Raw genomic sequence first — 15,030 nt, 5'->3', positions numbered from 1 at the left:
CTAGGAAATGTCGTAAGTATTGAAAAATAGGTAGTAAGTGGCCAAAAATATGTCGTAAGCGTAAAAATTATGTAGTAAGTTGCGCATACCTCAATTATCTTTTAATAAAATCGCACTAAAATTAATCTAATGAATTAAATAGACACAAAAAAGTCAATATCACTACCTAAAATGAGTAGGAATTTCTCAAACATTTGTTGAAAATATACTAAAAAATACTTAGGAGGAATGAATTTTGATTGAAATGGAACTTACACCCCCCACCTACTTACTTCAAGCCGAGGCTTTAGAAAGAAGGGTACCGAAAAATCATCAAAGGATGCAGGATATAAAGTCAAAAATAAGAATATTAAGATCGGGATATAACGGAGAAAAGACATTAAAATATTATTTGGAACAAATTCCGGAACACAAGTATCATATTTTTTACGGTCTCCGCCTTCCCACTGGAAATACCTTCTTTCAAATCGACGCACTCCTTCTTTCACCAAAAATAATCCTTATTATTGATGCTAAAAATCATTCAGGAACCTTACAGTTTGAAAAAAATCAATTGATTCAAGAGTTTGCGGGAAATAGAGAGGTTTATGAAAACCCAGTAGCTCAAGTAAACCGGCACAAAATTTCCCTAAGAAATTTAATGGAAAAATATAAAATACCTTTTATACCTATAGAAAATCTAGTGACAGTTTGCAAACCCTCTACTGAAATCGTCATAACCCCTGGCTACAAAGAAGCAGAGCAAAAAGTCATTAAAGCTTATGATTTATTAAATAGAATAGATGAACTAGAGGAAAGCTATAGTGAAAAAAAGATCAATCAAAAGACAATAACTAAAGTGAAAAATCTTCTATTATCACAACACGCTCCCCAAAAAGTCGATATTCTCAATTTGTTTCAAATGACAATAATCGAACTAATTACTGGGGTTCAATGCCCAAGATGTTTGCACATCCCTATGTATTATAAAAGAGCAAAATGGATATGTCCCGAATGCCTTTTGTTTTCAAAAGATGCTTTTATAAATGGTATAAATGATTATTTCTTGCTGATAAAACCCTCATTTTGCAATCCTGAAATAAGGGAATTTCTTCACATACCTTCTTCAAGGACAACTACAGCACAGTTACCCACACTAAACCTACCCTATAAAGGGACAAAAAGAGGACGAGTCTACTACCAACCAGAATTATTTCCTTTATCCACCATTAATGTTTCCCAAAATAAAACAAACACTATAAAAAACAAAAATAGGGGGAACATGGATGAAAAGATTATTGTGCATCCTTAGTTTGCTGCTCTTACTGATTCCAAATGTTACATATGCAACAGTGTCAAATCAGCCCATTCACTGGGGGTTTAAGAAAGGCGCAAACGAACAGCCGGCAGAAGCAGGTGCCCAGCTTGATCAGCTAATTGAAAAATACGGGGCATTTTACAAAAGCAACCCCGATTCCAAAACACTATATCTTACCTTTGATAACGGCTATGAACAGGGATATACCCCACAAGTTCTCGATGTCTTGAAAAAGGAAAAGGTACCTGCGACTTTTTTTGTGACGGGTCATTATTTAAATTCGGCGTCAGACCTAGTCAAACGGATGGTTAAAGAAGGACATATCATCGGAAATCATTCTTGGCATCATCCGGATATGACAACAATTAGTGATGAGAAAATTCGGGACGAGCTGGAAACCGTACGAGTAAAGACGAAAGAATTAACTGGCCAAAAAAAGATGAAGTATTTACGCCCGCCGCGTGGTATTTTTAGCGAAAGAACCATGCAGATTGCAAAGGAAGCAGGCTACACTCATGTTTTCTGGTCACTGGCGTTCGTCGATTGGAACATCAATCAGCAAAAGGGCTGGCAATATTCATACGATAATATCATGAAGCAGGTTCATCCCGGCTGTGTCCTTCTATTACACACTGTCTCGAAGGATAATGCAGAGGCCCTTGAGAAGGTCATTCAAGACTTGAAAAAGAAAGGCTATAAATTTAAAAGCCTTGATGATTTTCCTAAGAGAAAATAATTGTAGACTAAGCCGAATTTCGACGGAGATTCGGCTTTTCGCTGTGAATCATGCTATAATACGGGGAAAATATAAATCTAGAAACGAAATCCACGCTTCGCTGGAGAAGTGTTAACAATATGGAGTGAACAAAATGAAAACAGACCAAGGTGTCAAAATAGAACTGAATCAAACCTTTCCGCTGACCATTAAACGGCTGGGAATTAATGGAGAAGGTGTTGGTTATTTTAAAAGGCAGGTTGTCTTTGTCCCGGGTGCGCTTCCAGGCGAAGAAGTAGTCGTTGAGGCAACAGCTGTAAACCCTAAATTTGCTGAGGCAAAAATCAAAAAGATTCGCATTAAATCACCACACCGTGTGCAGCCGTTATGCCCTGTTTATGATCAGTGCGGCGGCTGTCAGCTTCAGCATTTGCAGTATGATCAGCAGCTGAAAGAAAAACGTGACATTGTCATTCAGTCACTCGAACGTCATACGAAGCTTTCCATCGACAAGCTTGATATCCGTGAAACAATTGGAATGGAAGACCCGTGGGGCTACCGCAATAAGAGTAGTTTCCAAGTTGGTCAAAGAGATAACAAGGTACTTGCTGGTCTATATGGCCTTAATTCCCATCAGCTAATAGACATCGACCATTGTGCAGTTCAGCATTCACAAACGAATGAAGCAACGTTAATCGTTAAACAAATTTTAGAAGAATTAAGAATCCCTATTTATAATGAAAAGTCGCGAAAGGGAATCGTCCGAACAATCGTCACCCGTGTCGGAGTACAAACCGGTGAGGTTCAAGTCGTGCTGATTACTGCCCAGCAAGAATTGCCGAAAAAAGATCTCATTCTTCAGGAAATCCAAAAACGACTCCCTAAGGTGAAATCAATTGTCCAGAACATCAATGAGCAAAAGACATCACTCATTTTTGGAGAGGAAACGCTCGGGTTAGCTGGTGAGGAATTTATTCAGGAAACACTGGGGGACCTACAATTTGAGCTATCAGCGAGGACATTCTTCCAATTAAATCCTCAGCAAACCGTAAAGCTTTATAATGAAGTAAAAAAAGCAGCCGCTCTGACTGGCAATGAAAAAGTAGTCGATGCCTATTGCGGTGTTGGAACAATTGGGTTATGGCTTGCTGACCTGGCCGGGGAAATTCGCGGTATGGATGTTATCCCCGAAGCAATTGAGGATGCGAAGAAAAGCGCTAAGCGCCATGGGTTCACTAATACCAAATATGTACCAGGAAAAGCAGAGGAAGTACTGCCAAAATGGGTTAAAAAGGGCTGGAAGCCAGATGTTATCATAGTTGACCCGCCAAGAACAGGCCTCGATGGCCAGTTAATCCAAACCATTTTGCAGGCAGAACCAGAAAAGCTTATTTATGTTTCCTGCAATCCATCGACCTTGGCAAAAGACATTCAAACCTTAAGTTCGAAATATGAAGTGAAGTATATCCAGCCCGTCGACATGTTCCCGCAGACGGCGCACGTTGAGTGTGTTGTGCAATTAATGTTAAAATAGTCTTAATATCTATATTAAATGAGAACTGCGATTGAATTGTCCTAAGCCCAATTTTTTTAAAATTGGGCTTGTTTTTATGTGATTAGGGAACAACCATTTAATTTTCAATTACAACATCGACAAAACTTACAAACTTCGGGTTGTGACAGGCACTCGAATTAATTGAAAAATAAGCAGAGTAGTGGAGGTTCTGTAGTGGACCTTCGCTTTTCCGTCTGCTTTTATTTCAACTTTTTCAATTAAACGATGAAGTAATGCGGGGGTTAATTCTTTAAAAACTACAAATACTTCAAGCTGTTTTTTTAGCTTATACAGGGAGGTTCCATCGTCCTTTGATTGAAGATAAGTCTCAAGTTCCTGAGCATTTTTTGTTAAAATATGGATTTGCATATTAAGATTATTAATGAAATCGGGTGCCTGCATTAATGCTTTAGCACTGGGGGTCAGGCACCAAAGCCATAGTTAATTCAATGGAGTTTAGAGAATAAAATTTTATTTTACCTCGCGGTATAATGGGTTGTCAATAAGAAGTTTGTAATATTTTCAAAAAAATGTTATAATAGTCTTATAATTATTTTTTCAATCGTATTCCGAATTTTTCTGTATTTTTTTTGCAGATAGAATTATGGATACGTTTTTTTAATATCCTTTTTTAAAACGAAGAAAAATTCAAACAGTTGTGTGAGCTTTAAAGGTAAGTAAGTTGAATAAAATTATCAATTTACTATCTAATAGTAACCGAGTTTTTATTATACAAGGAGGACTGGAATAATGAATTTAATCAATAAGAAAGTTACACACGAGCTTTTTGGCATGGGTAGTATAGTAAAACATAATGATTCTATTATTGAAATACATTTCGAATCGGAAAATAAAAAGTTTTTTTTCCCTGATGTATTTGGAAAGCACCTAACAATGCATGATAAAAGTGATGCTAATTCACTTGAAAAAATTATACAAAAAAAGGAATTGGAACGAAAGAAGGAAGAATGGAAGAAGGAAGAAGAAAAAAAACTACAACGAAAAAACCAGGAACTTCACTTGGAACATGAAAAACTTATGAAAAATCATAAACTTCATTCCGAATCACAAATGGTTTTTTGGTGTGACACAGAAGAGCAGAATAGTTCTTTTTCAGAGTGGAAGGTTTTTTCAGGCGTAATAAAAAGTGGAAATAACAAAGGGAAGCCAAACAAACCCATCCGCTTGCACCAAAATAGCGCTGTGCTGTTAACAGCAATAGATTCCAGCATGCCTGAAAAAGACAGACGTATCTTAGGTGTCTATATGGTGAATGAAGATTTTATCGGTAAGCTTTGTGAAGATGGATATATTCCTGCTCATTCAGAATACAAAATCCAACTTACAGAACAGGAATCGGATCAGATGCTTTTCTGGAAATATTATATAAATGAAAAATTCCCCCAAAAAATCACATGGAATTCAGGTAAATACCGTTATTTTGAAAATTCATGGATGGCTCAAATTTTGCTTGATATAGTTTCGTTGAAAAGTGACCCAAGGGAACGAGAGCTGGCACAACAATTTTTTGAACATTTTTGTAAAATGAATCAGATAACAGATCAAGAGTTACCAAAGCCTAATGGCGCATTAATGCGTATTTAAACGTTAGACCAAAGTAAATAAGAATGACAGGGGACTGACACATTTTTCTCACCTATTACTAATGGCGAATAGTGCCTGGTACTGTTTGCAAATAAAATTAAAAGTGTCTGACTAAAATAAACATTTCCCAGTAAAAATAAATACTTCCGATTCAGATCCGGTTTTCGTGAAAATAATATTTCCGATTTCCGGTTCTGATTCAATTTGATCCCGGTTTTTCCTCAATAGGAGCCCGGGACTTTTTTGGTATAATTCAATTGAAAATCAACAGCTATTCACAGTTTTTCCAAGATCCTTTGGAATATTAAACTCTATCTCAATCAAATTTTGTAATTCCGTATTTTCCGAATCAGATAAATAAATAAGTTTTGAATCAATTCCTAAAATGGACTGAGCTAGGTACATGAAACGCACCTGTGGCTCTCTAAGCACATCTTTTTCCTTCTATACCTACGCAAAGAAACAAGTCCCCAAATTGTCCTCCTCCATTTGGACGTATGAAGATATTGTTACTAAAATTATACAATATTCATAATTTGATTGATGAATTTGGGACAATATTCCTGGAAAGGGTTGATTTTAAGTCTTATTTGCATCAGACTTCCAGGAGATACAAGAAATGATAAATAAATTGACAGAAATAGTGTACATGGGATGTAAACCAAAGATAAACTCCAAGTCAAAATAAACTTTTCTGATTTCTTGGTCTTTCAGTACCCAGTGTAAAAGGAAAAGTTTTCAATGCAAGAATGAAAAGAAGCGTTAAAGTTATGCTCCTTTTTTAATTTTGGTGTAATTGTTCATTCATTTATATTTAGCCTCCTGGATATGTGAATCCAGGACTTTTATTTACGAGTTTTATTTGCGAATCTTTAATTAGCACAATTCTTATTAGAAAAGAGCCAAATTTTTATTTACAATAAAGTTAAGTTATCTAAATATTGAAATAACCGTTGACAATAGAAAACCATGATGCTAACCTTTTTATAAACCGTAGACGAGGGAGTAAAACTGTTAAACGATCTCTTAGCGAACCCGGGATGGTGTAAGCCGGGCAGATGCAGTGACAGCAAGTGGGCCTCAGAGGGCAAAGTGAACGAAATTACTTTTTAGTAGCTTAGACGCAGAGCCAGCGTTACAGGGCTAAGGGTGTGAGAGCACTCTACAGAGCGGATATGTACGATACATATCAAACAAGGTGGTACCGCAGGTTAACACTTGTCCTTGAATTTTTATTTAAGGACAGGTGTTTTTTATTTTTATAGGAACCTAAAAAGCTGCAAGTGCAGAAAGGAGGACATGCCATGGATGATAAATTTACGCTATATAACTTAAAAGTAGAGGTTGTCGGTACAGATAAACCAATGGTATGCAGGCATAAGGAAGGTGACTATTTCTTAGTTATTGGGGAAGACCTGATCTTCCCAGAAACTAATTCATTTTCAATGTATGCTTTAAGTGCAATTTTGCCATTACTGCCGGCAAAGCAGCGGCCATTACACGCTAAAGACTGGATGTTGTCTGATAGTCTAATAGCCTGCCCGGATCCAAACTGTGGTGCCAGATTTAAAATAACTCGCATCGGAACAAAAGAATTTAGTCATGCTGAATGCACAATAGAACCTATACATAAAGGAGGTAAACAATAATGGCAGAACGATTCGAATTAGCAAAAGATTATACGATAAGCAGAGTAATCAACGGCTGTTGGCAGCTATCGGAAGGCCATAGCTTACAAGAAAAATTAGATATGCAAGATGCCATGAAGGCCTTCCATATGCTTGCTGAAAGAGGTTTTACGACATTTGATTGTGCAGATATCTATACTGGCACGGAAGAATTCTTAGGTGAATTTTTAACGGAACTAAAAGCTGGTAGCACCCTATCACCGCATGATATTCAAATTCATACCAAGTATGTACCGGATATCAATTTGCTGAGTGAGGTCGATTACAACTATACAGAAAAAGTAATTGACAGAAGCCTCAAGCGTCAAAAACGAGAGGCATTGGATCTGGTGCAGTTTCATTGGTGGGATTACGATGTTCCTGGCTATGTTGAGACAGCGGTAGATCTGTTGAAACTGAAAGAAAAGGGAAAAATCCGTAATATCGCCGTTACCAACTTTGATACGAAGCATTTGAGCGAGCTCGTTGATGCCGGTATACCTATTGTGTCTTGTCAAAATCAATACTCGGTTTTTGATCGACGTCCAGAAAAGGAATTAATAGATTATTGTAAAAGCAAAGGAATTTCCCTGCTGTGCTACGGTACATTATCAGGAGGTTTGTTAGCGGAAAAATGGATTGGCCAACCATCTATTCAACCCGAAACACGCTCACACGTTAAATATTTTCAGGTGATTGAGGATACCTTGGGCTGGGATGGCTATCAGGAATTACTGTTAATGTTGCAAAGAATCGGTAAAAAGTATTCTGTCAAGGCTTCTCAGATTGCGACAAAATATATATTAAGCGGGCAAGGAGTCGGAGCATCTATTATTGGAGTTAGGAATAGCAGGCATGTTGAGTCCAATGCGCAAATATTTACTTTTGAACTCGATCGTTCCGATATCGAAGAAATTAAACAATTCTTAGATAACTATCCAATATTAGAGGGTGAACCTTTTGAGCTAGAGCGTACTGTTGGTTCGAAATATCGCGATATTATGAAGATGAATTTAAATGAAGAATAAGTGAGTGTATTTATAGCCTAGAATAGTGAGTTTAGTATAGGAGAGGGAGTTTGGATATGAATCAGAGACTTGAATTTAGGGGTGGCTGGGGAGTTGCGTTTATTCCAGTCTTTATTTTTCTATTTTTCTGCATACTGTATTTTATCGTCTTTAAAGCGTTTGAAATGTATGCTTTGGCAATGGGTGCTTTTGTCGCACTTATGATAGGTGCCATTTTTGTAAAAAAGGGTAACTACGATCTTTTCTGGGATTCAGTCTATGATGGCGTAAAGGAAGCTGTACCGATTACAATCCTGCTATTCATCATCGGGATGTTCTCTGAGCTCATCAAAACCACTAACATTTCGTCAGGTTTCGTATGGCTTGCAGACTTGCTGGGCGTGGATGGGGGATTATTCACGGCGTTTATATTCTTGGCAGTTTGTGTCATTGCTACTGCTACAGGGTCATCCATCGGGACCATGTTTACCTGCTTCCCTATTTTCTACCCGGCGGGAGTATTGTTGGGATGCGACCCTGCGGTTCTTGCGGGCGCTATTGTCAGTGCTTCTATTTTTGGTGATAATTTAGCACCAATATCAGATACCACCATCATCTCCGCAGGAACCCAAGAATACACAAAAAAAGAAGGTTTCGCTGAAGTGGGCGGCTGTGTTGCCAGCCGGTTGAAGTACTCCTTGGTCGCAGGGTCTATCTCTTTTGTGCTGTTCTGGATCTTCGGCGGCGGCGGCACGTTTGGGGTGGGAGCTTCGGAAATTCTTGCGAAGAACATGAATCCTACCACACTGGTTATGCTGGTTCCAGTAGTCGTCATGCTAATTGCAGCAATCAAAACTCGTAATATCTATATAGCTATTACTATAGGTATCATTTTAGGGACAATAATAGGTCTGGCGTTTAACCTTATAAATTTCACCAATGTAATCTCTGTCGTGGATGGAGCTCCAAAAGGATTCCTGACGGGCGGCATCAGCAGCATGATGGCAACAGTCACGCTGGTTATTTCAGTCTACGGTATTATGGGTGTGCTCAACGGTGCGGGAGTGCTTGAAAAAGTCACAAACGGCATACTTAACAGCAAAATGGGCAAGACGGTCCGAGGTGCTGAGTTCGCAATGATGTTAGGTATTTCGTTTACAACTTTAATCTTCGGCGGTGTCACCAGTGCATCGATGACGACATTTGGAAAAGTTCAGAATGAGATTGGCAAACGTGTTGGTTTGCATCCATACCGTCGTTCTTACCTGCTCGATGGCTTTGCTAATGCAATCGTGCTAGTCATACCTTTTTTAAGTGTTTTTGTATTTCTCGGTGCTTTGTTGACAAAAGGTTATGATTTTGTTGCACCACTTTCACTAACACAAGTAAGCAGCGGCATGATCTATTGTATGGTACTGTTCTTGGTTCTATTATCCTCTATTATAACGGGATGGGGCCGGGAATTCGAAGGCGCCGAAGGGAAAGTGGTTAGAAATCCTCAAGAATATACAAACCAAAGTGCTTCAATATAGAGGGAAAACCCACCAACACCCCATGCGTTGCCACATACACACCGCGCATGTCAAATGCGTGTCGCAGATAGTTTTGAAGGTGTAACCCAAAAATAAACATTTCCTATTTAGACCCCGATTTCGTGAAAATAAACATTTCCGATTTCGGGGTCTTTTTCATCCCCAACCCTTGTCCTGTCCTTTAGAAAAAGATTTGAAAGCCATAGAAGAAGCAATAAAGGAATTACAAAAATATGTAGATTTAATTACAGATCCCAAGAAAAAGTTACAGAATAAATATAGGGGGAAATGTTGTGGAGGAATGTGAAAATAAAGAAGTAAAATACTTTAAGAATAAAATAAAAGATATATCAATAGTAAAAAAATAAAAGATAAAAAAATCTATTCCATCTGCTTTTTTTGTTTATAAAAATACAATTCAGGAACGATTTTGGTTAAAATAAACATTGCCGATTTTCACAAATTATAAATGTCCAAATGTACTTGTGTTTGATAATAAGTCATTAAGCATGATATAAGTGTAGAAGAAGTGGAACATTTGGCTTTATATTTTTTGACCGAGAGTTGGAAGTTGTATCCATTGTGAGAGGATTTGAGTTTGAAATGATAGATAATTTTTGGCGTGATTTACCACGACCATTTTTTGTACTTGCCCCAATGGAAGATGTGACAGATGTTGTTTTTCGTCACGTAGTAAGTGAAGCCGGTCGACCGGATGTATTTTTCACAGAGTTTACAAACTCGGATAGCTATTGTCATCCAGAGGGCATGAAAAGTGTGCGTGGCCGTTTGATGTTTACAGAAGATGAACAGCCAATGGTGGCACATATTTGGGGGGATAATCCCGAATATTTCCGTCAAATGAGTATTGGCGTGGCAGAGCTAGGATTTAAAGGCATCGATATTAATATGGGCTGCCCTGTACCGAATGTGGCATCGAGAGGGAAAGGTAGTGGCCTTATTCTCCGCCCAGACGTTGCGGCAGAACTTATTCAAGCAGCAAAAGCTGGCGGACTGCCTGTTAGCGTGAAAACACGACTTGGCTATAACGAGGTTCAGGAGTGGGAGGAGTGGCTAACGAATATTTTAAAACAGGATATTGCAAACCTTTCTATTCATTTACGTACAAGAAAGGAATTGAGCCAAGTAGATGCGCATTGGGAGCTAATTCCGGAAATCAAAAAATTACGTGACCGTATTGCACCTAATACGCTGCTAACAATCAATGGAGACATTCCTGACCGTCAAACTGGGCTGCAGCTTGCTGAACAATATGGTATTGATGGCGTTATGATCGGACGAGGTATTTTTAAAAATCCTTTTGCTTTTGAAAAAGAACCAAAAGAGCATAGTAGTAAAGAATACCTTGATCTTTTAAGACTGCAGCTTGATCTTCAAGATCAATATGCGGAAGTACTGCCACGTTCAATGACAGGGCTTCATCGCTTTTTCAAAATTTATGTCAAAGGATTCCCTGGAGCTGCTGAATTAAGAAATCAATTGATGAACACGAAATCAACAGATGAAGTGCGTGTATTGCTCGATAACTTTGGAAAAGAATGTTGATGGGACCGAGACCGTGAAATAATATAACTCTTAAAAAGTTAGAGAAAAATGAATCACATCAACTCATGTGTACTTACTTTATTCAGTTTCAAGTTCCTTTGCAGCCGGCAACTTTTGTTTTGATAAAGTCTGTTTTCTGAAAGAAAAAGGTCTTAAGAATGTAATAAACCCACCAGCACCCTTGTGTTGCCAAATACACTCGGCACATGTGGAGTGCTGGACGTTGATACAATTAATTTAATAATTAGCAGATGGATGTCCAAGAATCTGTAAAAGATTCTCGGACATCCTTCTGCTTTTAGGAGGACTTCAACCGTTCGATTTTTTTAATACCATGTTTATTGTAATTTCCACAAATATATCCTCGACAGTTCCTTTAAAAATACATACCACGGCCACAAAGGGTCTTTTTATATTTGCTACATTCCCACTATTCGTGTCTTAGATTACTATACTACCCATGCCCGCATTCCAGGGCAGCCCTTAGTGAAAAACCTGATAGATTCGAAGGCACAAGTTTCCGTAAACAATCAAAAAAGGCAAACGCTAATAATAGCCTGAGTCAAATGGATAAATACGGAAATAATCAAAGTGTGACATCATATGAACAATATTCATCTTGGTAATACTATGTTGGCAAGTTTTTTTATACCAAAAATAACTCTGCAAAACAGGTCAAAATCCATGGACAATTGACAAATACTTTGAAAGGTAACCGTTAAATACGTCGATTCCTAACTATTAAACAAGTTTTATATCGGATTTTATCAATTAAAAAAATTTATTATTGCCAATAACCGGCAAAACTTTCACTAAGCAATGCTTAAAATTAAAACCAAGGTTTAAAAGAATCTATTAAATATTTTATAAAGACATCATCGTATTTATGCGCCTGGCAAAATTCCAATAGAAGATTCTTTTATTTGCAAATTGCCAAGCTTACCAGAATAGTAGATTTCATGAAGATGTTGGCATTTTTTGTAGGTGTTGCCCGATTTATGACTATATGATCTATGGCTTGGAGGGGGGTGATAAACCCGGGTAAGACATTAAGCCGTGAAAGGAGGTGAAAAGAGGCGATAAAGGGGCTAAAAGCGTTGCTGAAATGACTACTTAACTTAATCATCAGGGGGAATTCGAAAACAAAAACCTACATAAAAGTAGGTTATTTTCCAAGGGGGAGGAGAAATACTTTGAAGCTAAGAATTAAGATTGCCGCATTATCAACCACGATATTGCTTGCGATGTCTTCAACATCCGCTTTTGCTGCGGATCCAGGGCTGGATAAAATGCCTAACCATGTAGATCCTCAGTCTTGGGTTAACCAAAGCGCTTTGACATGGAACGATTTTAAGCAAGTTCCGGGCATTGACTGGAGTGACCCTAGTATTAAACCGGAAACAGAGCTTAGAGGGGCCTTGATCCTAGTCGACTTTCCTGATCAGGATTTTATCTTGTCCAAACCAAAGGGTTCAGATCCTGCGGGTAATCCGCAAGTCGACGGTGTTCCTCGTGAAAAACTTGGGGAATGGTGGAAGGACTTTCTAAATACTCCAAGTGCACAGAACAATTATCAGTCAATCGATCGCTATTGGAAGGAGAACTCTTACGGAAAATGGGGAGTAACTTTTGATTCTTACGGTCCTTATCGCTTGGATAAAAACGAATTTCAGTATGGGCTTGACAGCATGAACCCTGGTACCTTGCCAAAGAATTACCCAAGCGGAAACCTTTTCCAGGATGGCGTGAGTATAGCAACAGCTGACATAAACAAATCCGGAAAAGACTATGACTTTGTGTTCATTGTTCATGCGGGCTATGACGAATCAAGTATCTGGCAAGAGTTCGGCGAGATGATGTTCCTAAATCCAGAATCGGTGACTAACGAATTTGGGCCGCCGAAGAATTTACCAGGATTTGAAAATATGCCAAACTGGGCAAAAACTCGTTATGTTCCATGGACTTCCTATTTTGCAGCCAAAACAATTTGGTCTGCCGCATCAAGTGCAAAAATCAACGGCAAAACAATTCGAACTTCCATTCAAGGTGAAAGTGATGGCATGGGGGTATTTGCCCACGAATTCGGACATCTGAAAGGACTTGGCGATAACTACAACAATGCTTATAGCGTTCCTCCAGTACGAACATACGCGGGAACTTGGGAGATAATGTCCTCAGGATCACATATTGGCCCTGGCGATTATCATACACGCTGGATGGTTCCGTCCATCTATTCTACCGCCTTACCGGCACATCATACGCTGCGAAATAAGTTGAAACAAGGATTTATGTCTAATGATGAAGTCCTGCAGCTGAACAATGATGCATTAAAGACATCTGGACCGGCGTTTGCGGAAATTACCGCGCGTGCTGTACCGATTGGCAGTAAATTTGGCCGGACCGGGCTCCACGGTATCAACATCAGCATGAACGATTTAACACCAAGCAATTATCTTACTGGTGACTATCGTAACGATATGTTCAGCGGCAAGTACAATGGCTACACTATTGAAGTAGTCGACCAAGTGGGTGCGGATTCCTTCACAAATGATTCCGGTGTATTGATTTCCAAGTCAAGAACTGCGGAGACTGCGCCAAACGTATGGGTTGTTGATTCACATCCGCAAGATATTAATATACCAAACTATAAAAGACCTGATGGCACAACAGCCATGGTTACTGTAGGGGATTTCCGACAGCTTGCCGATGCTACATTCCATGCTGGGAATGGAGAAAAATTGGTCAGTGGAAAATACGATAGTTCCATTGGCAAGGATACAGTTGTCAGTGAGTACGTCGATCCGTACAATAAACTTCATTTCTATATTTTAGGAAACCATAGAGACGCTGAAGGCGTACTTCGTTATCAGGTTGCCGTCCGTAACACAGATAGTGCAGGCAGCTTTAAGCGCGGAGTAAATGTAAGCGATGGAGCCATACAACCTGCCGTTCCTGGCAAAGTGGCGGTTTACCATTATAATGTCACAAATACCGGCGAAGCAAAGGATATTATTCGATTGAACGCTTCCGCTGGTGCTGATTGGAAAGTTCAACTAGATCACAACGTAATAGCTGTGGAGCCTGGTAAAACCGTCGATGTACCGGTATACGTAAACATTCCGAAGGGCAAGACAGCTCCGGCTAATATTACTTTCACGGCCACTTCAGAGACTGACTCCAAGCAAATCGGTACAGAGACCAATCTTTTGCCGAGCAGCTTAAACGCAACCGGTCTAAGTTCTGTTGTTGAAAGCTTTGACAAGGCGGGGGCATTCAAAGCAGGAGCAGCACAAACTTTGAAACTTCATTTTGCAGGCGTTGCCCAATTTGAAAAGACAGGATCTGCGGATAAGATTGTCAAACAAATGAATAGTTTCAAAGTGCTGTTGGATCAACAAAAAAATACGAATGTTATCACTAATAAAGCGTATAACAGTTTGAAAGCGTATGCAGATGCAATGATTGAAATCTGGCAATAGGTTAGATTTACTGTTCATGATATACCTTCTGTGCCGGGGCACCCCGACACAGAGGGAAACAATCTAAAAGGGATTAGTAACACAAAAACGGTACTGTTGTTCATTGTGTTGAACACAACAATATTTGTCGTCATATCTTCAAAAGCATCGGGTGGAAGACCGGAACCTTTCGGTTATCAGTTCAAGACGGTTCTATCTGGGTCTATGGAACCAAAGATTAAACGGGTCCATTATCGCCATTATGCCGATTAGTGGACAAACCCATTTTAAAAAGGGGAAGCCGTTACCTGTAAAACAAGTGACGGCTTCCAGATTACTCACAGGAATGTAAGGTAAAAGGGCGGGGATGCAATACATAACAAACGGTGATCACAACAATGCACCGGATGTGAAACCTGTTCTTCCCAAAAATATCGCGGGTACCGATACAGGGGATACAATTCCCTATATTGGTTTATAAAACTACAAGTTATAAGCAGTTCAAAAATAAAAGCCCTGAAAAAGGGAAAAAACTTAAGGAGGAGTAAACATGGGTTTCAAAAAGAAATTAGGTATGGGAATTGCGTCGGCAATAATGGGGGTATCTTTAATTGGGGGGGGTACTTAT

General features: G+C 39.0%; 11 protein-coding genes and 1 other annotated feature. Of the genes, 10 read left to right on the top strand and 1 reads right to left on the bottom strand.

The features are described from left to right. Window positions 1-244: 244 nt before the first annotated feature. The 4 genes from BSO02S_RS15920 (at window position 245) to BSO02S_RS15900 (ending at window position 5,172) form a co-directional block, all read left to right on the top strand. On the top strand, window positions 245-1,291 hold the full coding sequence (locus BSO02S_RS15920) for a nuclease-related domain-containing protein (protein WP_235846931.1): 1,047 nt from the start codon (window positions 245-247) through the stop codon (window positions 1,289-1,291). Next, window positions 1,266-2,033: a delta-lactam-biosynthetic de-N-acetylase gene (pdaA, locus tag BSO02S_RS15915; RefSeq protein ID WP_066069358.1), complete on the top strand. Its 768-nt coding sequence runs from the start codon at window positions 1,266-1,268 to the stop codon at window positions 2,031-2,033. The genes BSO02S_RS15920 and pdaA overlap by 26 nt, the downstream gene beginning before the upstream one ends. Before the next feature lie 133 nt (window positions 2,034-2,166). Then, on the top strand, window positions 2,167-3,546 hold the full coding sequence (gene rlmD, locus BSO02S_RS15910; RefSeq protein WP_066069355.1) for a 23S rRNA (uracil(1939)-C(5))-methyltransferase RlmD: 1,380 nt from the start codon (window positions 2,167-2,169) through the stop codon (window positions 3,544-3,546). Window positions 3,547-4,317: 771 nt separating this feature from the next. Then, on the top strand, window positions 4,318-5,172 hold the full coding sequence (locus BSO02S_RS15900; protein ID WP_066069349.1) for a malate synthase: 855 nt from the start codon (window positions 4,318-4,320) through the stop codon (window positions 5,170-5,172). Window positions 5,173-5,436: 264 nt separating this feature from the next. Here the strand turns inward: BSO02S_RS15900 and BSO02S_RS27170 are convergent, their stop codons facing one another. Then, window positions 5,437-5,604, bottom strand: a complete 168-nt coding sequence (locus BSO02S_RS27170) for a hypothetical protein (RefSeq protein WP_157081471.1) — start codon at window positions 5,602-5,604, stop codon at window positions 5,437-5,439. A 553-nt stretch (window positions 5,605-6,157) separates the two neighbouring features. Continuing rightward, window positions 6,158-6,401: a binding site (T-box leader), on the top strand. A gap of 75 nt (window positions 6,402-6,476) precedes the next feature. On the opposite strand from BSO02S_RS27170, the gene BSO02S_RS15895 reads away from it, so the two are divergent. The 6 genes from BSO02S_RS15895 to BSO02S_RS26420 all read left to right on the top strand — a co-directional run. Continuing rightward, on the top strand, window positions 6,477-6,821 hold the full coding sequence (locus BSO02S_RS15895; RefSeq protein ID WP_066069346.1) for a TIGR04076 family protein: 345 nt from the start codon (window positions 6,477-6,479) through the stop codon (window positions 6,819-6,821). Then, a complete protein-coding gene (locus BSO02S_RS15890; protein WP_066069343.1) occupies window positions 6,821-7,867 on the top strand; it encodes an aldo/keto reductase in 1,047 nt (348 codons plus the stop codon). The genes BSO02S_RS15895 and BSO02S_RS15890 overlap by 1 nt, the downstream gene beginning before the upstream one ends. A gap of 56 nt (window positions 7,868-7,923) precedes the next feature. Continuing rightward, window positions 7,924-9,378, top strand: coding sequence for a Na+/H+ antiporter NhaC family protein (locus tag BSO02S_RS15885; protein ID WP_066069370.1), 1,455 nt, complete (start codon window positions 7,924-7,926; stop codon window positions 9,376-9,378). 582 nt (window positions 9,379-9,960) lie between these two features. Next, window positions 9,961-10,944 (top strand): tRNA dihydrouridine synthase, encoded by a 984-nt coding sequence (locus BSO02S_RS15880; RefSeq protein ID WP_180320827.1) that lies wholly within the window; start codon window positions 9,961-9,963, stop codon window positions 10,942-10,944. Window positions 10,945-12,137: 1,193 nt separating this feature from the next. Continuing rightward, complete coding sequence (locus BSO02S_RS15875; protein ID WP_235846929.1) at window positions 12,138-14,423, top strand: M6 family metalloprotease domain-containing protein; 2,286 nt, start codon at window positions 12,138-12,140, stop codon at window positions 14,421-14,423. A gap of 529 nt (window positions 14,424-14,952) precedes the next feature. Further along, on the top strand, window positions 14,953-15,030 hold a 78-nt coding region (locus tag BSO02S_RS26420), incomplete at its 3' end, for a TasA family protein (RefSeq protein ID WP_218010608.1).

Origin of the sequence: Neobacillus soli NBRC 102451, from assembly GCF_001591665.1 — a bacterium.
Lineage (GTDB): Bacteria > Bacillota > Bacilli > Bacillales > Cytobacillaceae > Neobacillus > Neobacillus soli.
This window is presented reverse-complemented; position numbering and strand designations above follow the sequence as displayed.